Here is a 21936-nt window from a genome sequence, read left to right on the forward strand (position 1 = left end):
ACGCATGATTCCCAACGATGCCTGGTGGCTGACTTCAACCCGCGAACGCCGCGCACAACAAGCGAAACGCTTTCAACAATCATGAAGCTCGTTCATGAGTTGGCGTAGCGAGAGAGGGGTAGAGCTGCACTGCAAACGCCGACGATCGCGCCGCGCGATCCTGAGGATCAGGCCGGCAGCCCTGCCTTGAGCAGGCCGGCCTCATAGCGCGCCCGGTCGGGCGCGCGCTTGTAGTGCTGGGTTGCCAGGTGAGCGGCGACCGAGAAGGTCGGCTCACGCTTCAGCACTTCGGTGGCATGGGCTGAAGCCGCCACCGCGTTGCCCATCTGCGCCAACGTCGCAGCGAGGAAGGCGTGATGGGTGTGGTCGGGCCGCGTGATCCGCGAGAACGCCTCGGCCGCGTCGGCGTATTTCTCGGCGCAATAGCAGGCGCGGCCGAGATGACTCCAGAACCGCTCCGGATGGAACGGATTGAGGCGCATCGCCAGCTTGATCCAGTCGATGCCCTCCTCCGGCCGCCCGAGCCAGGTCAGGAGCTCGCCCTGCTGCACGACGACGAGGTCGTAGTTGGGATTGAGCGCGAGCGCGCGCTCCTGGTGGAAGGCCGCCTTGTCGTGGTCGTCGCGGTTGAGGTTCAGCGCGGCGAGGATCCGGTGCACGTCGCTGTCGTTGTCGTCGAGCTTGAGCGCGATCTCGAGCTCGGCCGCCACCTGCGCGAAGGTCGCGTCGCGGTCGTCGCACCAATTGTAGACCCAGGTCTGCCCGAGCACGCAGGCCCGCCAGGCGTGCGCATGGGCGTAGTTGGGATCGAGCACGATGGCCCGCTCGAGCAAACGCTGCGCCTCCGCATTGTCGTCGCGCGCCGAGCGATGATGCAGCACCTTGGCGGCGAGCACGCACTCATAGGCCGCCATGTTGTCGGTCGGCTTGCGCTTGACGCGGTCATGGGCGGCGGCCTCGACACGCCCCGGCAAGGTCGACACGATCGCGCGCGTCATCTCGTCCTGGATCGCGAAGATGTCGGCGAGCTCGCGGTCGTAGCGTTCGGCCCAGACGTGCCGGTCGGCCTCGGCGTCGATCAGCTGCACGGTGACGCGGATCCGGCCGCCCGCCTTGCGCACGCTGCCTTCCAGCACATAGTCGACCGCGAATTCCTTCGCGACGTCCTGCACCTTCACCGCCTTGCCCTTGTACACGAAGGTCGAGTTGCGCGAGATCACGAGCAGATCGTGGAAGCGCGACAGCTCGGTGATGATGTCCTCGGTGAGGCCGTCGGCGAAGAATTCCTGCTCGGGATCGCCGCTCATATTGACGAGCGGCAGCACGGCGATCGAGGGCTTCTTGGCGACGACAGGGGCGGCCGCCGCGCTCGGATGGTCAGTAGCGGATCTGGCGCCCGATTCGAGATGGACGCGGAACACCCGGATCGGTCGCGCGATGTTCTTGACGGTCTGGTCGCCGAGATCCTCGAAGCTCAGATCTTCCAGGCGATCGCCGACCTGATCGCGGACTGCGCCGGAAATGCAGATGCCGCCGGGCTCGGCCAACACCTCGAGGCGCGAGGCGACATTGACGCCGTCGCCGAAGATGTCGGCACCGTCCACGATCACATCGCCGAGATTGATGCCGATGCGAAACTGCATCCACCGCGCCGGCGCGACGTCGGTGTTGCGTTTGGCCATCCGGCGCTGGACCTCGGCCGCGCACAACACCGCATCGACGACGCTGTGGAATTCGACCAGCAGGCCGTCGCCGGTGGTCTTGATGATGCGGCCGCGATTTTTGCTGATGGCCGGATCGATCAGCTCGATCCGATGGGTCTTGAGGCGCGCAAGGGTGCCCGTCTCGTCAGCCTCCATCAGGCGGCTAAAGCCGACCATGTCGGCGGCGAGGACCGCAGCGAGCCGACGCTCTGGTCCTGGCACGTCCATTTGAACGCTCTGCCCGGTTACCTCACCGGCAGTGTAGCAAATCCCGGGATTTCACCCAAGCCTCGCCGAGAGGATTGGGCGAGTTACCTCGGCCGGGCCGCCTTGGCGACGCCAGACCGGCCCGCCTGCCGCCTCAGAGCATCCCGAGCGCCTGCATATAGGTCTCCAGGATGGTTTCCTGCTCCTGGCGCTCGTTGGCATCCTGCTTGCGCAGGCGCACGATGGTGCGCAGCGCCTTGACGTCGAAGCCGTTGCCCTTGGCCTCGGCATAGACGTCGCGGATATCGTCCGAGATGGTCTTCTTTTCCTCTTCCAGCCGCTCGATGCGCTCGATGATGGATTTGAGCTGGTCCTTGGCAAATCGCGTTGCGGGTTCATCCTGAACGGCGGCAGACGTGGTGGCCATCGCGTACTCCTGAAATGGCAATGAAATGTCGCGCGAATACGCGCCACGCGCACCGCTTGTTGCGGGCGACCCTCGATTTTGGAGCACGTCCCGTCAAGGAAACATCGCGCTCATCCACAGCGCGCCCACAGGAGATGCTGATGGCCACGGAACTGGCGTCACATCAATCGGGAATTAGTGCCCGCTTTGGGCCTTCTTCATCGCCGCGAGCTGCTCCGGCGTCGCGCCGCCCTGAAACTTCGCCTTCCACTCCTCATAGGGCATGCCGTAGACCGCCTCGCGGCTCTCGTCCTTGCTCACCGCAAGGCCCTTGGCGTCGGCCTCTTCCTTCATCCAGTTGGACAGGCAATTGCGGCAGAAGCCGGCAAGGTTCATCAGGTCGATGTTCTGCACATCGGTCCGGTTGCGCAGATGATCGACGAGGCGCCGGAACACCGCGGCCTCGAGTTCTGTTCTGGTTTTGTCGTCAATGCTCATGATCGTGATCCCGGTGTGATGCGCTCACCATATTGATATCAGGTGGGAATTGTCACAGATTTTGCCATATCGACGCGCAATACGGATCTGTCCGGCCACATTGGCCACGGTCCCGCAGCGTGTGGGGACGGGCGCCCGCCCGTTGACAGTGCCTGCCGGGCACGCGAAATCGACAATGATTTGATATAGCTTCGCCGCATGAGCCCAACAGATTCTCTCGCCTCAGCTCCCCGCATCACCCGCCTGATCCTGGCCGGCATCCTGCCGGTGGTGCTGGCGCTTGTCGCGGCATGCCTGTGGACGAGCCCGGCGGCCGCCGATTTCCGGCTCTGCAACAACACGTCGAGCCGGGTCGGGATCGCGCTCGGCTACAAGGACGCCGAGGGCTGGACCACGGAAGGCTGGTGGAATGTGTCGTCGCGGACCTGCGAGACCCTGCTGCGCGGCAATCTTGTGGCGCGCTACTACTACATCTACGCTCTCGACTACGATCGCGGCGGCGAATGGTCCGGCCAGGCCTTCATGTGCTCGCGCGACAAGGAATTCACCATCAAGGGCACCGAGAACTGCCTGGCGCGGGGTTTTGACCGCACCGGCTTCTTCGAGGTCGACACCGGCGAGCAGCGTGCATGGACCGTCCAGTTGACCGAAGCCAACGAACAACAGCCGCAGAAAGTACCGGGAATGCCGGGCGGCGTGGCTCCGGGAAGCCCCGGGGCGATGCCGGGCCTGCCCAACCCGCCGCCGGGCGCAGCGCCTCCGGGCGCGTCGGGTCTGCCGCCAGCCGCACCACCCGGAAACAAACAATGAGACGACTGCGCCGAATCAAGATCCTTGCAACGCTCGGCCCGGCCTCCTCAGACAGCGCGATGATCCGCAAGCTGTTCGAGGCGGGTGCCGACGTGTTCCGCATCAACATGAGCCATACCCCGCATGACAAGATGCGGGAGCTGGTCAAGACCATCCGCAATGTCGAATCGAGCTACGGCCGGCCGATCGGCATCCTGGTCGACCTGCAAGGGCCGAAGCTGCGGGTCGGCGCCTTCGCGGAAGGGTCGACCCAGCTCAAGAACGGCCAGAGCTTCATTCTGGATTCCGACAAGACGCCGGGCGACAACAGCCGCGTCCAGCTTCCGCATCCGGAGATCCTCGCCGCGCTCCGCCCCGGCCACGCGCTGTTGCTCGACGACGGCAAGGTGCGGCTGATCGCCGAGGAAACCTCGCCCAACCGCGCGGTCACGCGCGTCGTGATCGGCGGCAAGATGTCGGACCGCAAGGGTGTCAGCCTGCCCGACACCGACCTGCCGGTCTCCGCGATGACCCCCAAGGACCGCGCCGATCTGGAAGCCGCGCTGCCGGAAGGGATCGACTGGGTCGCGCTGTCCTTCGTGCAGCGTGCCGAGGACGTGATCGAGGCCAAGAAGATGATCCGCGGCCGTGCCGCGGTGATGGCCAAGATCGAGAAGCCGCAGGCGATCGACCGCCTCGCCGACATCATCGAGGTGGCGGACGCGCTGATGGTGGCGCGCGGCGATCTCGGCGTCGAGCTGCCGCTGGAGCGGGTGCCGAGCCTGCAGAAGCAGATGATCCGGATGGCGCGGCGCGCCGGCCGGCCGGTGGTGGTCGCAACCCAGATGCTGGAATCGATGATCCAGGCGCCGGTGCCGACGCGCGCCGAGGTCTCCGACGTCGCCACCGCCGTCTACGAGGGCGCCGACGCCATCATGCTGTCGGCGGAATCCGCCGCCGGCAAATTCCCGATCGAAGCGGTCTCGACCATGAACCGGATCGGCGAGGAGGTGGAGCGCGATCCGACCTATCGCAGCATGATCAACGCACAGCGCGTCGATCCCGAGGCGACGGTGGGCGATGCCATTGCCGACGCCGCGCGGCAGATCGCCGAGACGCTCGATCTGTCGGCGATCATCTGCTGGACGTCATCCGGTTCGACCGCGATCCGCGTGGCGCGCGAGCGGCCCAAGGTGCCGGTGGTCGCGATTACGCCGAACCTCGTCACCGGGCGCAAGCTGTCAGTGGTGTGGGGCGTGCATTGCGTGGTGGCCGAGGACGCGCACGATCTCGACGACATGGTTGAACGCGCCGGCTCGATTGCATTCCGGGACGGCTTTGCCAAGGCCGGCCAGCGCGTCATCATCGTCGCCGGCGTGCCGCTCCGCGCGCCCGGCACCACCAATATGCTGCGCATCGCCTCGGTCGGACCGAACGGCGACGCGCAGCTGTAGATTCTCGTTTTAACGGGTTTTCTTCATGCGAACCGGTGCCCGCTTCGCTCGAAAGCGCTCTAACCCGTCGCGCCGCAATCAGCCCTGCAACACCGCGTCGAGCGTGATCTTGGTGTTGAGCAGCTTCGACACCGGACATCCGGCCTTGGCCTTGGCGGCCAATTCCTGGAACGTTGCGTTATCGGCGCCCGGGATCTTCGCCGATAGCGTCAGGTGCACGGCGGTGATGGCAAAGCCGTCGGCGACCTTCTCCAGGGTCACGTCGGCCTTGGTCTCCATGTGCTCGGCCGTCAGCTTGGCCTCGCCCAGGATCAGCGACAGCGCCATCGTGAAGCAGGCGGCATGCGCCGCGCCGATCAGCTCTTCGGGGTTCGAGCCGGGCTTGCCCTCGAAGCGGCTGGCGAAGCCATAGGGGTAGTCCGAGAGCGCGCCGCTCTTGGTCGAGATCGCGCCTTTGCCGTCCTTGATGCCGCCCTGCCATTTGGCCGAACCGTGGGTCGTCGTCATGCGTTGCTCCGTGAGATTGGTTGAACCCAGCCTCAACCTACAACGCCAATGCGACGGAAGTGTTCGCCGCGCAGTCGCGATCTCAGGCCCCGACCAGCGCCTTTGCCGGGGTCGTCGCCTGCACCACAAGGCCACGGGCACGCGCGTCCATCACACCGACCGCGCGCAGCGCGAGCAGCGTCACGGTCTGCACTGCATCGCGCAGCTTGATCGGATCGTCGAGATTGGCCGGCGCCAGCGGGCCGACCAGCGCTTCGTGCAGCGCGCCGAGCAAGGCGGTGGCGGCCAGCCCCGTGTCCTGCGCCGGTAGATGTCCGGCGCGTACGGCGGCATCGATGCGCATGGCAAGCTCGCCGGAAATATCGCGGCGGCTGGCGAGGCGCGAGGCGGTGACGTCGACATCGACCGGCTCGGCCAGGATGCCCCAGGCCAGCTTGCGCTGCGACAGCACGTGGACCGCAATCGTCGTCACCGCGGCCGCCAGCGCCGATGACGGTCCGGGCGCGGCCTCTGCGGCGCGCCGGATCGCGGACAATTCGTCACGCGAGACTTCGGTGATCAATTCCGAGATCAGCTCGGCCTTCGACGGGAAATAGCGATAGACGGTGCCGGCCGCGACATTGGCCCGCACCGCGACGGGTGCGATCTGGACCGCGGCCATGCCGCCCGCCGCCGCCGCGTCGCGCGCAGCCGACAGGATGGCGCTGCGCCGGGCAGCCAGCCGCTTCACGACCTGATGAGTTCGCCGGTAGACCATGGCATTCCGTCCCCCACCGTGTGCCCTGGCCGGCGCCCACCGGCAGAACACACGCATCTTCAATGTTTTGAACGATTGATCCCGCAACCGCCTGAAGAAGTGAACAACTATTCAGACTGAATGACAAGCTGGAATTGTAAGGATTTTGCGACGGCCGCACGCCACCTCCGAACTGGCGGGCCCTCCGGCCGACGGCAGCGCCAGGTGCCGACGGCACTCAGGTCCGGATCGGGCTTCCGATGGTAAATCGCGCGCCAAGATGATTGCTCGAAATCGAGACATCCGATCTCGCGCGGACCCACGACATCGCGGTCGCATTTACCCGAATTTATCGGAAGCCGTGGTCGAGTGCGCCCGACGCCACGTGTGGCGTTGCCTCGATGTCCCCGGCCGAACCAAGAAAGCGCATGTCACTCTCCATCACCAGCAGCGTGAGCAGCCGTAGCGCGGTGCGAGGACTGCTGCCGCTGTGCGCCGCCGTGGGCGCCTATCTGTTCTATCTCTCCGCCGGTGAAATCCTGCTGCGCGATTCCGACACGGAGTGGCAGATCAAGGTCGGACAGTGGATCCTCGAACATGGCGCAATGCCTACATCAGACGTGTTCTCGTTCACCCGTTTCGGCGAGCCCTGGATCTCGAGCTCGTGGCTGTCGCAGGTGGCGTACGCCCTCGTATACGGCGGCGATTGGGCCGGGCCGGTGATCCTGACGTCGATCGCGATCGGCGCGTCGGTCGCGATCTTCCTGCATCTGTTGAGCCCGTATTTCGATCCGGCGCGTGCACTCCTGATCGCGGCGCTGGCGCTGCTGCTGTCGACGATCCACTTCTTCGCGCGGCCGCATGTGCTCGCGCTGCCGGTGCTGCTGGCGTTCATCGGCGGCCTGATGTCGGCCGCGGATCGCCGCACCCATCCGTCATGGTGGCTGCTGCCGCTGATGGCGCTGTGGGCCAATCTGCATGGCGGCTTCGTGCTCGGCCTGGCGCTGATCGGGCCGATCGGACTGGAGGCGGTGTGGAGCGCGGAGCCGAGCCGCCGCCGTCAACTCATCGTGCGATGGGGATTGTTCGGCGTCGCTGCGCTGGCCGCGAGCTGCGTGACGCCCTATGGCTGGAATAGCCTGCTGGGTGCGACCAAGATCCTCAGCCTCGGCAAGCTGCTGTCGATGATCGGCGAATGGCTGCCCGCGGATTTCAGCAAGCCCAGCTTCTTCGAGGCCACGCTGCTCGGCCTGATCGGCGTCATGTGCTATCGCGGGCTGACCCTGTCGGTGCCGCGGATCCTGTTGCTGCTCGGGCTGATCTGGATGGCGCTGAGCCATATCCGTAACATCGAGGTGTTCGCGTTCATCGCGCCGCTGGTGCTCGCCAAGCCGATCGCCGAACAATGGGGAATGACAGGCGTCCGCGCCGCCCGCTTCGAGGAAGGACGCGCCGTCCCCGTCGTCACGATCCTGGCTACTATCGCGATGGTGATCGGAGCGTGGGTGACGACGACGATGTTCGTCGCGCAGCACGAGTTCAAATTCCTGCCGGTGTTCTCGCCGGTTGCCGCGGTCGACGTCCTCCAGCAACACAAGGCGCAGCGCGTGTTCAGCACCGCGCCGTTCGGCGGCTACATGGTGAGCCGCGACATGAAGGTGTTCATCGACGGCCGCGCCGAGCTCTACGGCGAGCAATTCGTGCTCGACTATTACGCCGCGCTCGATGCCCGCGACGTCGGCAAGCTGCTGGACCTGCTCGACAAATACCGGATCGACGCCACGCTGCTGAGCTCAGACTCTCCGGCCGGAAACGCGCTGGACCACCTCAAGGGCTGGAAGCGGCTCTATAGAGACGACATCGCCGTCATCCATGTGCGATCGGATGATGCTCGCGCACCGCCGGCGACTGAGGGATCGAACTAGCCTGCGCAATTGCCCCGTTAGGAACCGCGCACAGCTTATCCCGTCATCCTGAGGTGCGAGCGGAGCGAGCCTCGAAGGATGCACGGCCACACTGTGGCCGATTCATCCTTCGAGACGCCACTTCGCGGCTCCTCAGGATGACGGAGCGTGGAATCAAGCGCCGCGATCGATCTCCGACCTCAATTCCCCGTCTGGAGCTCGCCGAAGCGATCCCAGGTCTTGCCGTTGAAGCGCATCAGCTGCATCTGGTCGACCGGCACATGGTCGGCCGGCGAGGTGTTGACCTTGACGCGCCCCAACGGAGGCCAAGCCTATTCGCCGCGGCGATCTCAGCGCTTGCCGCGCTCTTTGACCGGGATCACGAATTTCAGCCCCGACCACACCGCATCGACGGCGCAGACCTTGATGTCGACCAGGCCGGACGCGAGCCCGATCTCGCGCACCGCCCTGTCATCAAGGTCGGTCGCGACGCCTGAGCTCTTCTTCGGCCACGACACCCAGATCATGCCGCGAGGTGCGATCGCCTCGCGGTAACGCTGCAGCTTGGCGGCCAGCCCCCTGGCCTCGGCGGCGAACAGATGCACGGCATCGAGCGGCGCCCGCGCGGTCTTCGCGATCCGTACATCAGCAGGCAGTTCGCCGACGATGTCGCCATAGGGAACGGACAACCCGTCGACAAAAATACAAAAGCCCGGCTTGAAGCCGAGCTTTTGCACAATCGGTTTGCCGGACGTGCCGGCCATGGCGGGCGAAGCTTACGCCTGCGGCTGCGGCTCCATGCCGGTGTCCGGATCGGGACGCGGGCGCGACTTGCCGGCCGGCGGCACGGCGGAGGCGCGCGGCGTCGACGGCTCGAGCACGGACTCGCGGTTGGGCTTCTTGCCCTTCAGCAGGTCGATGATCTCGTCGCCGGTCAGTGTCTCGAACTCGAGCAGGCCCTTGGCCAGGGCTTCGAGGTCGCCGTGCTTCTCGGTCAGGATCCGGGTCGCTTCCTTGTAGCCTTCCTCGACCAAGCGCTTGATCTCGGAGTCGATCTTCTGGACCGTCGCCTCCGACGCATTCTGGGTGCGCGAGACCGACATGCCCAGGAACACCTCGTCCTGGTTCTCGCCATAGGAGACGGTGCCGAGCTCTTCCGAGAGGCCCCAGCGCGTCACCATCATGCGGGCCAAGCGGGTCGCCTGCTCGATGTCGGAGGCGGCGCCCGAGGTCACCTTTTCGCGGCCGAAGATCAGCTCTTCCGCGACACGGCCACCCATCATGATGGCGAGGCGCGAGGTCATCTGCTCCAGCGACATCGACAGCTTGTCGCGCTCCGGCAACTGCATCACCATGCCCAGCGCACGGCCGCGCGGAATGATGGTCGCCTTGTGGATCGGATCGGTCGCGACGACGTTGAGGCCGACGATGGCATGGCCGCCCTCGTGATAGGCGGTCAGCAACTTCTCTTCCTCGGTCATGACGAGCGACTTGCGCTCGGCGCCCATCATCACCTTGTCCTTGGCCTCTTCGAACTCGGCCTGCGTCACCATCCGCTTGTTGCGGCGGGCGGCGGTCAGCGCAGCCTCGTTGACGAGGTTCATCAGGTCGGCGCCCGAGAAGCCCGGGGTGCCGCGCGCGATGGTCTTGAGGTTGATATCCGGCGCCAGCGGCACCTTGCGGACGTGAACCTTGAGGATCTGCTCGCGGCCGACGACATCCGGATTCGGCACCACGACCTGGCGGTCGAAGCGGCCCGGACGCAGCAGCGCGGGATCGAGCACGTCGGGACGGTTGGTTGCCGCGATCAGGATCACGCCTTCATTGGCCTCGAAGCCGTCCATCTCGACCAGCAACTGGTTCAGCGTCTGCTCGCGCTCGTCATTGCCGCCGCCGAGGCCGGCGCCGCGATGACGGCCGACCGCGTCGATTTCGTCGATGAAGATGATGCAGGGCGCGTTCTTCTTGGCCTGCTCGAACATGTCGCGGACACGGCTCGCACCGACGCCGACGAACATTTCGACGAAGTCAGAACCGGAGATCGTGAAGAACGGCACATTGGCTTCACCCGCCACCGCGCGCGCGATCAGCGTCTTACCGGTGCCGGGAGGGCCGACCAGCAGCACGCCGCGCGGAATGCGTCCGCCGAGCCGCTGGAACTTGCCGGGGTCGCGGAGGAATTCGACGATCTCCTGCAGATCCTGCTTGGCCTCGTCGACGCCCGCGACGTCCTCGAAAGTGACGCGGCCATGCGCCTCGGTCAGCATCTTGGCGCGCGACTTGCCAAAGCCCATCGCCTTGCCGGCGCCGCCCTGCATCTGCCGCGACAGGAAGATCCAGACGCCGATCAGCGCGATGAACGGCAACCAGGAGACGAGCAGCGAGACGAACCACGGCACGTTGTCGCCGGGCGCCTTCGCGGTGATCTGCACCTTGGCGTCATAGAGCCGCTTCACGAGCGACGGATCGCTCGGCGCGTAAGTCTGGAAGCTGGTACCGTTGTTGAAGGTACCGTGAATCTCGGGCCCCTGAATCACGACGTCGCGGACATGGCCCTGATCGACTTCAGTGAGAAGCTGCGAGAACGAGATATCCGAGGACGACGAGCGCTGGCCAGGATTCTGGAAAAGCGTGAACAACGCCAGCAACAGCAGGACAATGATGACCCAGAGGGCGAAATTCCGCAGATTGGCGTTCATGGTCTTCCTTCGTGGTCGCGCGGATCGCGGCCTCTCTCTAATCCTTGGGCAGGCTCTGTGGGAATCCCCAGGGAATCCATCCCGTCGATGCCCTACAATCTAGGTGCCGCTGGGGTCGATGCCAAGGGAACCACGCACGACTATTTACCGCATCCTAGCCCAATTCCCGGTCAAAAAATGACGCAGAATCCGGTGTTTTTCCGGGGTGGTTAAGCCACCTTGGCGGATTATGACAGCGCTTGAAACAATCGAACCCGGCTCAGCGGGAACGGGCCCGGCGAGGCGGCGCCGGACCAATCCTGATGCGGCCGGAGGCGACGCTGATCACCGCTCCGGCAAGCGTCTGTTTCAGCTTGGATTCGCGCTTTCCCAAGGGCTGATTGACGACCTCATCGACCGCGGCGAGCAGGGTTTCGACCTTGCCGAGTTCGGCCGGCCCCTCATGTCCGGTGCGATCGATGGCGCGCTTGAGCAGACGGAGGCGGATCTCCTCCGGCATCACCGCGAACAGCGCCGCGTCGAGGTTATCCTCGCTTTTCAACGCAAGATAGCGCTCGGCGCCGTCGACCAGCACCTCCAGCGCGGCGTTGGCGCGCGCGATCCGCGCCGCGAGCCGTGCCAGGTTCCGCGCGTCGCCGCCCTCCTCCGCCAGCAGCGGCATCAGCGCGCGCAGCCGCGGCCGCGTGAAGGACGGATCGCGGTTGGTCGGATCGTCGGCAAAACCGATGCGCGCCTTCTTCAGCGTTGCGACCAACTGCGCCTTCGAGATATCGAGCAACGGCCGCGTCAGCATGACGCCGTCGCGCTCGGTCTCGCGCGCCATCGCCGAGAGGCCCGCGACGCCACTGCCACGCAGCATCCGCATCAACAGCGTCTCGGCCTGGTCGTCACGGGTGTGCGCGGTCAGGATATGCGTCGCGCCGTGCTTGCGCGCGGCTTGCGCGAGCAGGCCATAGCGCGCCTCACGCGCGGCTGCCGGCAGACCGGTACTGGGCTTGGGCCCGCTCCAGCGCAAGGTGTGATGCGGCAGGTCGAGGCTTCGCGCCAGCCGTTTGACATCGCGGGCCTCGCGGGCCGCTTCAGCACGCAGACCGTGATCGACGGTGACCGCCACCAGCCGCGGTCCCTGCGCCAGCGCGCGGCGCCAGCGCGCGGCCAGCCACATCAGCGCCACTGAATCGGGACCGCCCGACACCGCCAGCACGATCGCCGGCGCGCGCGCCAGGCCTGCGAACAGGCGCTTGGCGTCGCTTGCCGGGATGGCGGATTGGTCGTTGGACATCACAGAACCAGCAGGTCGCGGAAAGGCCGGAAGCGGCCTCCCCCGGCTGGTTTAGCACTTCACGCGCTTCTGCTCGCGGTCAACCGCCGCTTTGACCCCGCCGGACGCGCGCGGGTACTTCCGCGTGATCTCGCCGAATGCGGCGCAGGCGGCTTCCTTTTCCTTCAGCGCCGCCAGCGACTGGCCGAGCCGCAGCAGAGCGTCGGGCGCTTTCGCAGACTTGTCGAACTTGGTGGTCACACCGAGGAAGGTTTCCGCAGCATCGCGGTATTGCTGGCGCTGGAAATAGCTTTCGCCGAGCCAGTACTGCGAATCCGCCACCAAAGGATCGCTCGGATACTTGGTGGCGAAGTTCTTCATCGTCTCTTCGGCGAGCGCATAGTCCTTGCGCTGCATGTAGCCGATGCCGAGGTCGAACTCGTCCTTCGGCGTCGCCGACGGCGGCAATGTGGTCAGGGCCGCGCTCGCGCCGGGCGCCCGCTGCGGGCTGGTGTTGCCGAGTTCGAGCGGCTCGCCCGCTCCGCGGCCGCCGGGCGCGCCGACCGCCGCATCGCTCTGCATCGGCATCTGGCCGCCGAGCACGCGCGGAGCGCCGGGGGCATTCGGATTCTGGGTCGGATCGAAGGCATCGCCGCGGCCGCGGCGGCCGGGAGCTGCCGCCGGCGCCGGCTCCTGCACGATCGGGGCGGGCGCCGCGATCTGCTGCTGGTCATAGCCGCCCTGCGGCTGCCGGCCGTTTCCTTGCTGCGGCTGCCCATACCCCTGCTGCGGCTGGGCGTAGCCGGGCTGCGCCTGCGGGTACCCCTGCTGCGCCGGCGGCACCGCCGCGACACCGGGCTGTGCCGCCGGAGGCTGCCCATTCGGGCCGGGCGGCTGGCCGCCGAGCTGGCGCAGGCGCTCCTCGAGCTGGCGGTTGCGGTACTGCAGTTCCTCGTTCTGCCCGGTCAGCTGCCGCAGCTGATTCTCCAGCCGCTCGATCCGCATCTCGGCATCGGAATCGTCGGATTGGGCAAACGCTGGTGCGGAAACGGCGAACAACGCCGCGATCGCCGCGGCGGAGGAAAGAAAATGAAGCCTGGATGACATTTTGCCCTGACGACGAGATCGACGTGAAAAGCGCGCGACTTTGAGGGACGGAGTACGCCAGAATTGTGACTTGCAGTTCAAATCCGGGACAGCGTCGCGGATATCGGTTTAGTACGGACGGTGGAACAAGCAAGCGGCCAATTGCACGCAGCTTCGTTCATCTTGATGAAGCCGGGTCAGGCTCTCACGCGGCCAAAACAAAACCGGCGCCCGAAGGCGCCGGCTTGGAAAACTCGTCCAGGATCGCGTCAGGAGCTGGCGTTCAGCACGGTAACGGCGCGGCGGTTCTGCGACCAGCACGAGATGTCGTTACAGACCGCGACCGGGCGCTCCTTGCCGTAGGAGATGGTGCGCATGCGGCTCGGATCGATGCCGCGCGAAGCGAGATAGGCGCGAACCGACTGGGCACGCCGCGCACCGAGCGCGATGTTGTATTCGCGCGTGCCGCGCTCGTCGGCATGACCTTCGATGGTGAAGGAATAACGGTTGTAGGTCTGCAGCCACTGAGCCTGCTTGTCGAGGGTCGCTGTCGCCTGCGGGCTGAGATCGGTCTGATCACTCTCAAAGAACACACGGTCGCCGACGTTGACCACGAAATCCTGCTGGCTGCCCGGGGTCGCGGCGCCCCCAATCGCGCCATTGGCGTCCAGCGGGTTCTTGTTGGCGCAGGCACCCATCGACAACGCCACCGCCAGAACCGCAGCCAGCTTCATACCCTGGAGGATACGCATCTGATGTTTCATTCCGGAGCCTCCACGCTCACGCTCTTCGTACTGTCCATTGGGTCTACAGGGCGATGGTTAAGCGAACGTTCCGTCAACCTTGACGAGACCTTGCTCAACCCGATCAAATGCCAGGCAATGGCGAAAAGCGCCCCCGATGGTTAATGGGTGGCAAATGTGGCGCGATGGTGAAGGGAAGGCAAGGTTCGCGGGAACCGGCCGCCTTTGCAGGACAATTTAGCCCGCGCGCAACAGTCGATCGATGTCAGATTGATCAGAACGCCGGTTTGCTCAGGGATTCGGCACGATCGAGGCGCGCTCGAACGGCCGGACGATACCGTCGGGCTGCAACTGGCCTTCCCGCTCAAACAGCATCCGCCGCTCGAAGGCGCTCGAGCGCAGGAACGGATAGCGGGCGAGCACACGTTCCCGCACGGTCGGCAGATGCGACGCCATTAACCCGACCGGCTTCACGAGCCCCGGGTAGAGCCGCGGCTCCGACCAGGTCTCGTGCAGGAACACACGCCGGTAGAACGCCATGTGCTCGGGCCGGACCGGCGCCAGGCCGTAATCGGCGTTGAAATGCACGCCCGCGGTCGAGCCGAGCCGCACCGTGACATAGGGCAGTTCCGGATTGTTCCGCGCCTTGTCGGGGTCCGCGACGAAGCGTGTCGAATCGATGAAGACCAGACCCTGATCGAGTTTCGGCAGCAGCACATCGCCGAATACGTCGAGCGTCGGCGAGGAGCGCCACTCCGGTGTCGCCACGGTGATGCGGATCGAGCTGCAGAGCTCGCCTTGCAGATAGACGCCGAACACCCAGGCGTTCGGCGCATCGTCAAACTGATCGACGACGCGCTCGTCCGCCGAGGGCCGGATCGCGCCTTCGCGCAGATAGGCACGGTAACGCAGCCGGTAGATTTCGTCTTTCTGTTCGGGGGTCTGAGCGAGACGGTAGTCGACTTGATCGAGAGGGTCCGCAAGCCTTCCTGTCGCGGGCTTGATGGCTTCGGCCGCGGACCTCATGTGGTAATCCCCTCAACAACCCAACAACTTCAACGCGCGAGCCAAAAGATTAACAGCTTCTTAATTTTCGTCAAAGCAATCGAGGCAATACAGTTAACCTCTGACCGCAAGGGTGCATTTCGAGCGGTCGAAGGCTCCCACAACTATCGATTGAGGAAATTGCGCTAGATCAAGCGATCGAGCGCGAGGGAACCACGTGCAGCTGGTCGTCGGCCCGTCGGCCGTGCGAGGCATTGAGCAGCTGGCGGATGCGGACGGCGGGAACCGGCCGGCTGAACAGGTATCCCTGTGCTTCGGTCACAGCGCCGTCGGCGCTGATCAGTTCGAGCTGCTCGTTGGTCTCGATCCCCTCGACCACGACCGACATGCCGAGGTCCGCGGACAGCCGCGCCACGCCGCGCAGCAAGGTCAGCGGCCGGTCGCTGTCGATGCCTTCGAGGAAGGAGCGGTCGATCTTGACCTTCTGCAGCGGGAAATTGTGCAGATAGCTGAGCGACGAGTAGCCGGTGCCGAAATCATCCAGCGAGATCCGCACGCCGAGCGAGCGCAGTTGCGACAGCACGTCGTGGGTCAGCTCGGTGTTGTGCAGCAGCGAGGATTCGGTGATCTCGATTTCGAGGCGCTGCGCCGGCAGACCGGAGACCTCGAGCGCGTAGCGGACCTCGCTCAGCACGTCGCGCTGATGGAACTGCTGCGGCGAGAAGTTGACCGCGACGCTGACCGCTTCCGGCCACTTCATGCATTCCATGCAGGCCTTGCGCAGGATCCAGCGGCCGAGATCGACGATCAGGCCCATGTCCTCGGCGACCGGAATGATGTCGACCGGTGAGACCGTGCCGCGCACCGGATGGTTCCAGCGCAGCAGCGCCTCGCAGGTCGAGACCTTGCCGGACTTCAGGTTGATCAGCGGCTGGTAGAACAGCTCGAATTCCTCGTTGGCGAGCGCCTTGCGCAGATCGAGCTCGAGGATGCGGCGGGCCTCGACAGTCTGGGCCATCTCGTCGCGGAAGAAGCAGAAGGTGCCGCGGCCGTCGGCCTTGGCACGGTAGAGCGCCATGTCGGCGTTCTTCAGCAGCGTGTCGGCACCGACGCCGGGCGCGGTCATCGCGATGCCGACGCTGGCGCCGATCTCGACCAGATGGTTGTCGATCTTGTAGCGCTCGCTGAGGCGGTCGACGATGCGCCGCGCCAGCGCGGCGGCGTCCTCATGCGAATGGATGTTCTGCTGGAACACGACGAACTCGTCGCCGCCGAACCGGGCAACAAAATCCTCCGGACGCAGCATCTCGCGCAGCCGTTCGGCGACCGCGCAGAGCAGCTGGTCGCCGCAGGGATGGCCGAGCGTATCGTTGACCTGCTTGAACTGGTCGAGGTCGACGAACAGCAACGCGGAGCGATGGTCACCGTGCTGCATGGCCAGCAGCCGGCCGATCTCGTCGCGGAAATTGACGCGGTTGGGCAGCGCGGTCAGCTCGTCGTAGCGCGCGAGATGGCTGATCCTGGCCTCGGCGTCCTTGCGCTCGGTGATGTCCTCGACCAGCAAGACCGTGCCGCCGCCTGCCATCGGCTGGAACGTCCAGTCCAGCGAACGGTTCTGGGCCGGATCGGGGTCGCTGGTGACGATGTCGCCGCGCTGCGAGCTCTCGATCTCGTAGAGAATCTGTTGTGCGGCCGCGGCCGAGATCGCGCCGGACAGCACGCAGGCATTGCAGATGTCGGTCGCGCTGGCGCCGCGCTGCACGAAATCGTCGGACAGCTGCATCATCTCGATGAAGCGGTGGTTCATCACCGCAAGGCGTCCGTCGCCGCGGAACATGCACAGGCCGTGCGGCATGTTGTTCAGGGCGGTATCGAACTGGCCCGCCAGCGCCGCCTCGCGCTCCTTGGCGATCCAGGCGTTGACGTAGATGCGCTGCAGGCTGGAGGTGAGGTGCCGGATGGCGCTGAAGAACACCAGGCTGAGCAGCGCAAGGGCGATGTGATAGGGACCGCCGACATACATCAGCGCCGCGATCAGGGGACCGATCGACATCAACAGATGCTGGTGGAAGATTTGCGGCCGGCCGAAGGTCCGCCCTACCCCCGCCGAGGTGTAGGCGACCACCGTGGTCACGCAAAGCATGTGCGCGGCGGCATCGCTGGTCGTGAGCAGCACGGCTGCGCCCCAGAGGCCGAGCGTGATGCCGTAGGCGAGGCTGCCGATCCGGTAGCGCTTTTCCCACGTCACGGACTCTTCGACGGTGAGACCGGAATTGCGCTGCTGATAGCGGTACATCTGCAGCGCGCGCGCCAGACCCACCACGATGAACAGCGGCACACACAACCAGGACAGCAGATTGCCGGTGACGAACGCAATCACGGCGCCCGCGATGGCGGGGCCGAAGGCGCCGAAGATCATGGGCGCGGGGTTCATGAACAGGGAATCGACCAGCGCCGCCGAGATCGTCGGCGACATCGACTGGTCCGGTTCTCCCGTCTGACTTGCAAACTGCATTGTGAGAGCGCGCGTCCTTTTCAGCTCGCACTCTTACTGGTCGCAGGTGAAGTCTTTCTGAGGGAACATCGTTAGCGAGTCGTTGCCACGACCCATTGACAACCGAAATTCGGCATAAGTTTCAGTGCGCTAGGTAAGAAGTGCCGACCGCTCCGGAGTTCCCCGGAGCAGCTCTGCGCGGGCCTCACGACAACAGCGGCGACCAGGCGGGATCGGAGGCAAAACCGGGGGTCGGCACCCGCAATTCGTTGCGCCCGGAGACGTCGATGGTGAACAGCGACGGACCGCTGTTGCCGCCGGGATCGCGGAAGAACATCACGACGCGCCCGTTCGGCGCAAAGGTCGGGCCTTCATTGTGGAAGCCCGAGGTCAGGATGCGCTCGCCGGAGCCGTCCGGCTTCATGATGCCGATCGCGAACTGCCCGCCACCCTGCTTGGTGAAGGCGATGTAGTCGCCTCGCGGCGACCACACCGGCGTCGAATAGGTGCCGTCGCCGAACGAGATGCGCTGGGCCGCACCGCCGGTTGCCGGCATCACGTAGATCTGCGGCTTGCCGCCGCGATCGGACTCGAAGCAGAGCCGCGTGCCGTCGGGCGCGTAAGACGGCGAGGTGTCGATCGCCGGCGTGTCGGTCAGCCGCGTCATCGACTTCGAGCGCAGATCCATCACGAACAGGTTGGAGTTGCCGCCCTGCTGCAGGCTCATGATGACGCGCTGGCCGTCGGGCGAGAAGCGCGGCGAGAACGACATGCCCGGGAAGTTGCCGACGATCTCGCGCTGGCCGGTCTCGATGTTGAGCAGATAGACGCGCGGGTCGCCCTGCCCGAACTCCATATAGGTGATTTCCTGCGTCGACGGCGAGAAGCGCGGCGTCAGCACGAGATCCGAGCCGCGGGTCAGATAGCGCACATTGGCGCCGTCCTGGTCCATCAGCGCGAGGCGCTTGACGCGGCGATCCGCAGCACCGCTCTCGTCGACGAACACGATGCGGGTATCGAAATAGCCCTTCTCGCCGGTCATGCGCTCGTAGATCTGGTCGGAGATGATGTGCGCGATCCGCCGCCAGTATTCGGCCGAGGTGTCGTACTGCTGGCCGGCGAGCTGCTGGCCGGTGTTGACGTCCCAAAGGCGGAATTCCGCCTTCACGCGCCCGTTGCCCTGGCGTGTCATGCGGCCGGTCACCAGCGCCTGCGCGTTGATGCTCTTCCAGTTGTTGAAGTTCGGCGCCGCGTCGATGTTGATCTGCTTCTCGAGATAGGCGGCCTGATCGATCGGCGCGAACAAGCCGCTGCGCTTCAGGTTGTTGGTGATCACCTGCGTGACCCCGACGCCGACTTCGGCGTCGCCGGGCGTGCCGGCGGCGAAGTTCGGGATCGCGATCGGCACCGGCGCAAACTCGCCTTCTGGAATCGGGATTCGCTTCGGGCCAGCCTGCCCGAAAGCGCTCCGGCTTCCGGCAAGCGCGCCGAGAGCGGCGATTCCGGAGATCATCTGTCGACGGTCGAGGCGAAATTTCATGGTCCGCAAATCATTCGTGTTGGTCATTGTCGGTAACTTTGCTTGCCGTTGGCCAGGCGACGCGGTTGTCCTCAGGTCTTCCGTTCCGTGAACACCGGCGCGAAATACTTCCATTCCTCGAAGAAGGCCGCCGGCAGTCGATACGGCTGGCATTCGATGATTGCCCGCAGCGCGCTCTCCTGATAGACGCGCAAATAGGGCGTTGCCGGCGTGCCTTCCGGCACCGGCGCGGCTTCAAGCGTGCCATCCCGCTTCAGCTTGATCTCGAATACGGCCTCGGTCTGCATCGCCTCGATGCCGCCATAGGGCTTCTTCCAGCAGCGCTCGACCTGCTGCTTGAACATCGCGCCCCAGGTCGCGGAATTGTCGGCGGCCTTGCCCTTCGCCGTGCCGAGCGCAGCGTTGGCATTGAGCGCATCGCCGGTCGCCGCGGCCCGTGTCGGGTCGCGCTTGTCGAGCAGCGCTGCGATCTTGCTCTGGTCGAACACGCGATCCTTCGGCTTCTGCTCCGGCGGCGGCTTGGCGGCCTGCTGGACCGGCTTCGGCGGCGGCTTCTTTTCTTCCTTCTTGATCGCTTCCGCGATCGGGTCGGGCTTCACCGGATCGGGCTTCTTCTCGACCGGCTTCGGCTCTTGCTTTGGCTTATTCTCCGGCTTGTTCTCGACCTTCTTCGGCGGATCCGGCTTCTTGTCTTCCGGCTTCTCCACCTTCGGCGTCGGCGCCGGCGCGGTGTCGGTCACGACCGGCGGCTTCTTGTCATCGATCTTGCCGACGGCATCATCCATCGGCTTGGCCTCAGCGACCTTCTCGACCAGCGGCTTGGGATTTTCCTTCTTGCCGTCCTTCAGGCCGGCCATGACATGGGAGAGCTGGTCGGGCGAGATCACGTCGACGGCAACAGTATCCTCTTCAGGCATCACGTACGCCCTGGTCGAAAACGACACGAGGCCCCACCCGATCACGAGGACGTGCAGGACAATCGATGCCGCCAGAGTCTTGTCGACCTTGACCTTCAAATCAGGCTCCCCGTGCCTTGCCGCACATTGGCCCTATCCACCTTCCGGGATGATGACGATATTCGCCTTGAATCCCGCGGCCCGGACCTCCCCGAGCAATTTCATCATATCCGTGTAACAGACATCCTTGTCGCCCCGCAGATAGACCACCTTTTCAGCATCCGACCGGGCGTCTCCGATCGCCTTGATCTTGGCCGGAAAGTCGGCGGCCGTGACCGGCGCGTCGCCGAGATAGAGTTCGACATTCGAGTTGCAGCCGCCACCGGTGCGCTTCACCGACAGCGTCAGCGGCGGCTGGTTCGACGAGATCGACTTGCCGCCGCTCGCGACCGGCAGGTCGATGTCGATGTTCGACGTCATCAGCGGCGCCGCGACCATGAAGATGATCAGCAGCACCAGCATCACGTCGACCATCGGCGTGACGTTGATCTCGGCCATGACCGGCTTGCGCCCGCGGCGGCGTCTGCCACTGCCGCCGGACCCTGCCATGCTCATCGCCATGATCGTGCGCTCACAACAGTGACCATCATAAGTTCAGTTCTTTGTTTGAGCATGATCCTTTCGGAAAACCGGTCTCCACTTTTCCGGATCATGCTCTAGCCCCGCTCGTCGATCTGACGCGACAGGATGGCGGAGAACTCGTCGGCGAACCCCTCCAGGCGCGCGGCCTGCCGGTTCACCTCCGAGGTGAACTTATTGTAGAAAATAGTCGCCGGAATTGCGGCAATCAGGCCGATTGCGGTGGCAAACAGCGCTTCCGCGATACCGGGCGCCACCACCGCCAAAGAGGTGTTTTTCGAGGCCGCGATCGACTGGAAGCTCGACATGATGCCCCAGACGGTGCCGAACAGGCCGACAAAGGGGCCCGCCGAGCCGACGGTCGCCAGCACCAGCAGCCGCCGTTCCAGCCGCTCCACTTCCCGGGCGATCGAGACGTTCATGACCTTCTCGATCCGGGCCTGCAGGCCGGCAAAGGACCGGGACTGGCTCTCGAAGGAGCGCTTCCACTCCCGCATCGCCGCCACGAAACAGGCCGCCATCGACTGGGTCGGCTTGGCCGAGAGCGCCCGGTAGAGTTCCTCGATCGACTGGCCGGACCAGAACGCCTGCTCGAACTTGTCCATCGCCCGCTTGGTGCGGGCATAGAGCAGGATCTTGTCGATCGCGATCGCCCAGACCCACACCGAGCAGGACAAAAGTCCCAACATCACGCATTTGACGACCCAATGGGCCTGCCAAAACAGCGCGATCAGCGACACATCGCTCGATGCCAGTGGCAGAGTTGACTGAGCCACGTCGGCGGGATTCATCGGCAATATCCTCTCAACGCAAGTGTCCCCATCAGGCGGGCCGCCAATCGGCACCGATTCCACGGCCGCATCAGGCGCGGCGAAACTGCGCGAAAGCCTCTTGCATCTGTCGCATGGGGGGCCGTCCAAAGCCGGGCCCTGCTTCCCCTGCCAACATGTCAAAACGAGGGCTTTTCACGCGGCATTCCGACCCTAACCAAACGCTAATCATGGTTAAGGCGAGGTTACCAAAGGGAAATTTGGAGGCGGGAAATGCCGTCGGCGGAGGGGGTTGGCGGGTTCCGCAGATGAATGGATTCGGCGGATAGTGATGCCAGGCGCCCCCTCCCCGCGCCGTCCTGGCGAAAGCCAGGACCCATAACCACCGCAAACGGTGATGGAGCGGATCGTGGCCCCGGCGTCGTGCAACAATTGAGATTTGGGGTAATGGGTCCTGGCCTTCGCCAGGACGACACCGATCGTGTGGCAGGGCCTACATCCACAATCGTCGTCCCGGCGAAGGCCGGCAACTGTTATGTTGGTTTGGTCTGCAGGTACGGCTTCCGGTCTCGCATCATGGCATTGAGGACCGTGAGCAG

19 protein-coding genes are annotated in these 21936 nt (G+C 65.1%); 3 read left to right on the forward strand and 16 right to left on the reverse strand.

Annotation, left to right across the window (positions count from 1 at the left end):
• Positions 1 to 167: 167 nt before the first annotated feature.
• From JQ573_RS39585 to JQ573_RS39595, 3 genes are all read right to left on the reverse strand, one after another.
• Positions 168 to 1931: an adenylate/guanylate cyclase domain-containing protein gene (locus JQ573_RS39585; RefSeq protein WP_212320419.1), complete on the reverse strand. Its 1764-nt coding sequence runs from the start codon at positions 1929 to 1931 to the stop codon at positions 168 to 170.
• A gap of 133 nt (positions 1932 to 2064) precedes the next feature.
• The gene (locus JQ573_RS39590; RefSeq protein WP_029085502.1) at positions 2065 to 2337 is read right to left on the reverse strand and encodes a DUF2312 domain-containing protein; all 273 of its coding nucleotides are present in this window, start codon (positions 2335 to 2337) and stop codon (positions 2065 to 2067) included.
• Between the two features lie 174 nt (positions 2338 to 2511).
• Positions 2512 to 2814 (reverse strand): DUF1244 domain-containing protein, encoded by a 303-nt coding sequence (locus JQ573_RS39595; RefSeq protein WP_173638909.1) that lies wholly within the window; start codon positions 2812 to 2814, stop codon positions 2512 to 2514.
• A gap of 198 nt (positions 2815 to 3012) precedes the next feature.
• Here JQ573_RS39595 and JQ573_RS39600 point away from each other — a divergent pair, with 198 nt between their 5' ends.
• Together JQ573_RS39600 and pyk are read left to right on the forward strand one after the other, a co-directional pair.
• Positions 3013 to 3624, forward strand: a complete 612-nt coding sequence (locus tag JQ573_RS39600; RefSeq protein ID WP_212320422.1) for a DUF1036 domain-containing protein — start codon at positions 3013 to 3015, stop codon at positions 3622 to 3624.
• Positions 3621 to 5057 carry a pyruvate kinase gene (gene pyk / locus JQ573_RS39605; RefSeq protein WP_212320424.1) on the forward strand — a complete coding sequence of 479 codons (1437 nt, stop codon included), beginning with the start codon at positions 3621 to 3623 and terminating at the stop codon, positions 5055 to 5057. The genes JQ573_RS39600 and pyk overlap by 4 nt, the downstream gene beginning before the upstream one ends.
• 78 nt (positions 5058 to 5135) lie before the next feature.
• On the opposite strand, the gene JQ573_RS39610 is transcribed toward pyk, so the two are convergent.
• Positions 5136 to 5564, reverse strand: coding sequence for an OsmC family protein (locus tag JQ573_RS39610; RefSeq protein ID WP_212320426.1), 429 nt, complete (start codon positions 5562 to 5564; stop codon positions 5136 to 5138).
• 82 nt (positions 5565 to 5646) lie between these two features.
• Complete coding sequence (locus tag JQ573_RS39615) at positions 5647 to 6321, reverse strand: TetR/AcrR family transcriptional regulator (protein WP_092123472.1); 675 nt, start codon at positions 6319 to 6321, stop codon at positions 5647 to 5649.
• 407 nt (positions 6322 to 6728) lie between these two features.
• On the opposite strand from JQ573_RS39615, the gene JQ573_RS39620 reads away from it, so the two are divergent.
• The gene (locus tag JQ573_RS39620; RefSeq protein ID WP_212320428.1) at positions 6729 to 8225 is read left to right on the forward strand and encodes a hypothetical protein; all 1497 of its coding nucleotides are present in this window, start codon (positions 6729 to 6731) and stop codon (positions 8223 to 8225) included.
• Positions 8226 to 8554: 329 nt separating this feature from the next.
• Here JQ573_RS39620 and JQ573_RS39625 read toward each other — a convergent pair whose 3' ends face one another.
• From JQ573_RS39625 to tolQ, 11 genes are all read right to left on the reverse strand, one after another.
• Positions 8555 to 8968, reverse strand: a complete 414-nt coding sequence (locus JQ573_RS39625; protein ID WP_212320430.1) for a DUF3052 domain-containing protein — start codon at positions 8966 to 8968, stop codon at positions 8555 to 8557.
• Positions 8969 to 8980: 12 nt separating this feature from the next.
• Positions 8981 to 10903, reverse strand: a complete 1923-nt coding sequence (gene ftsH, locus JQ573_RS39630) for an ATP-dependent zinc metalloprotease FtsH (protein ID WP_097676103.1) — start codon at positions 10901 to 10903, stop codon at positions 8981 to 8983.
• Between the two features lie 259 nt (positions 10904 to 11162).
• Entirely contained in the window at positions 11163 to 12185 is a 1023-nt protein-coding gene (gene tilS / locus JQ573_RS39635) for a tRNA lysidine(34) synthetase TilS (RefSeq protein ID WP_212320433.1), read from the reverse strand.
• 51 nt (positions 12186 to 12236) lie between these two features.
• Positions 12237 to 13271: a tol-pal system protein YbgF gene (gene ybgF, locus JQ573_RS39640; protein ID WP_212320435.1), complete on the reverse strand. Its 1035-nt coding sequence runs from the start codon at positions 13269 to 13271 to the stop codon at positions 12237 to 12239.
• A gap of 248 nt (positions 13272 to 13519) precedes the next feature.
• Positions 13520 to 14014 carry a peptidoglycan-associated lipoprotein Pal gene (gene pal / locus JQ573_RS39645; RefSeq protein WP_092123460.1) on the reverse strand — a complete coding sequence of 165 codons (495 nt, stop codon included), beginning with the start codon at positions 14012 to 14014 and terminating at the stop codon, positions 13520 to 13522.
• 270 nt (positions 14015 to 14284) lie between these two features.
• Positions 14285 to 15019, reverse strand: a complete 735-nt coding sequence (locus tag JQ573_RS39650) for an N-acyl amino acid synthase FeeM domain-containing protein (RefSeq protein WP_212320437.1) — start codon at positions 15017 to 15019, stop codon at positions 14285 to 14287.
• Between the two features lie 169 nt (positions 15020 to 15188).
• Positions 15189 to 17513, reverse strand: a complete 2325-nt coding sequence (locus JQ573_RS39655; protein ID WP_212320438.1) for a bifunctional diguanylate cyclase/phosphodiesterase — start codon at positions 17511 to 17513, stop codon at positions 15189 to 15191.
• A gap of 184 nt (positions 17514 to 17697) precedes the next feature.
• A complete protein-coding gene (gene tolB / locus JQ573_RS39660; protein ID WP_212320440.1) occupies positions 17698 to 19032 on the reverse strand; it encodes a Tol-Pal system beta propeller repeat protein TolB in 1335 nt (444 codons plus the stop codon).
• A 71-nt stretch (positions 19033 to 19103) separates the two neighbouring features.
• Positions 19104 to 20048, reverse strand: a complete 945-nt coding sequence (locus JQ573_RS39665) for a protein TolA (RefSeq protein WP_212320442.1) — start codon at positions 20046 to 20048, stop codon at positions 19104 to 19106.
• Between the two features lie 33 nt (positions 20049 to 20081).
• Positions 20082 to 20549, reverse strand: a complete 468-nt coding sequence (locus JQ573_RS39670) for a biopolymer transporter ExbD (protein WP_212320444.1) — start codon at positions 20547 to 20549, stop codon at positions 20082 to 20084.
• A gap of 95 nt (positions 20550 to 20644) precedes the next feature.
• Positions 20645 to 21358, reverse strand: coding sequence for a protein TolQ (gene tolQ / locus JQ573_RS39675; RefSeq protein WP_016846954.1), 714 nt, complete (start codon positions 21356 to 21358; stop codon positions 20645 to 20647).
• Positions 21359 to 21936: the final 578 nt, after the last annotated feature.

The sequence above is a fragment of the Bradyrhizobium sp. AUGA SZCCT0105 genome (assembly GCF_018129565.1).
Taxonomy (GTDB): domain Bacteria; phylum Pseudomonadota; class Alphaproteobacteria; order Rhizobiales; family Xanthobacteraceae; genus Bradyrhizobium.

Coding starts and splice junctions, on each gene's coding strand:
- JQ573_RS39600 (WP_212320422.1), top strand. CDS start 3,013: ATGAGCCCAACAGATTCTCTCGCCTCAGCTCCCCGCATCACCCGCCTG.
- tolQ (WP_016846954.1), bottom strand. CDS start 21,358: ATGAATCCCGCCGACGTGGCTCAGTCAACTCTGCCACTGGCATCGAGC.
- JQ573_RS39615 (WP_092123472.1), bottom strand. CDS start 6,321: ATGGTCTACCGGCGAACTCATCAGGTCGTGAAGCGGCTGGCTGCCCGG.
- ybgF (WP_212320435.1), bottom strand. CDS start 13,271: ATGTCATCCAGGCTTCATTTTCTTTCCTCCGCCGCGGCGATCGCGGCG.
- JQ573_RS39610 (WP_212320426.1), bottom strand. CDS start 5,564: ATGACGACGACCCACGGTTCGGCCAAATGGCAGGGCGGCATCAAGGAC.
- JQ573_RS39625 (WP_212320430.1), bottom strand. CDS start 8,968: ATGGCCGGCACGTCCGGCAAACCGATTGTGCAAAAGCTCGGCTTCAAG.
- JQ573_RS39650 (WP_212320437.1), bottom strand. CDS start 15,019: ATGAGGTCCGCGGCCGAAGCCATCAAGCCCGCGACAGGAAGGCTTGCG.
- JQ573_RS39585 (WP_212320419.1), bottom strand. CDS start 1,931: ATGGACGTGCCAGGACCAGAGCGTCGGCTCGCTGCGGTCCTCGCCGCC.
- JQ573_RS39620 (WP_212320428.1), top strand. CDS start 6,729: ATGTCACTCTCCATCACCAGCAGCGTGAGCAGCCGTAGCGCGGTGCGA.
- pal (WP_092123460.1), bottom strand. CDS start 14,014: ATGAAACATCAGATGCGTATCCTCCAGGGTATGAAGCTGGCTGCGGTT.
- JQ573_RS39655 (WP_212320438.1), bottom strand. CDS start 17,513: ATGCAGTTTGCAAGTCAGACGGGAGAACCGGACCAGTCGATGTCGCCG.
- tilS (WP_212320433.1), bottom strand. CDS start 12,185: ATGTCCAACGACCAATCCGCCATCCCGGCAAGCGACGCCAAGCGCCTG.
- pyk (WP_212320424.1), top strand. CDS start 3,621: ATGAGACGACTGCGCCGAATCAAGATCCTTGCAACGCTCGGCCCGGCC.
- ftsH (WP_097676103.1), bottom strand. CDS start 10,903: ATGAACGCCAATCTGCGGAATTTCGCCCTCTGGGTCATCATTGTCCTG.
- tolB (WP_212320440.1), bottom strand. CDS start 19,032: ATGAAATTTCGCCTCGACCGTCGACAGATGATCTCCGGAATCGCCGCT.
- JQ573_RS39595 (WP_173638909.1), bottom strand. CDS start 2,814: ATGAGCATTGACGACAAAACCAGAACAGAACTCGAGGCCGCGGTGTTC.
- JQ573_RS39670 (WP_212320444.1), bottom strand. CDS start 20,549: ATGGCGATGAGCATGGCAGGGTCCGGCGGCAGTGGCAGACGCCGCCGC.
- JQ573_RS39590 (WP_029085502.1), bottom strand. CDS start 2,337: ATGGCCACCACGTCTGCCGCCGTTCAGGATGAACCCGCAACGCGATTT.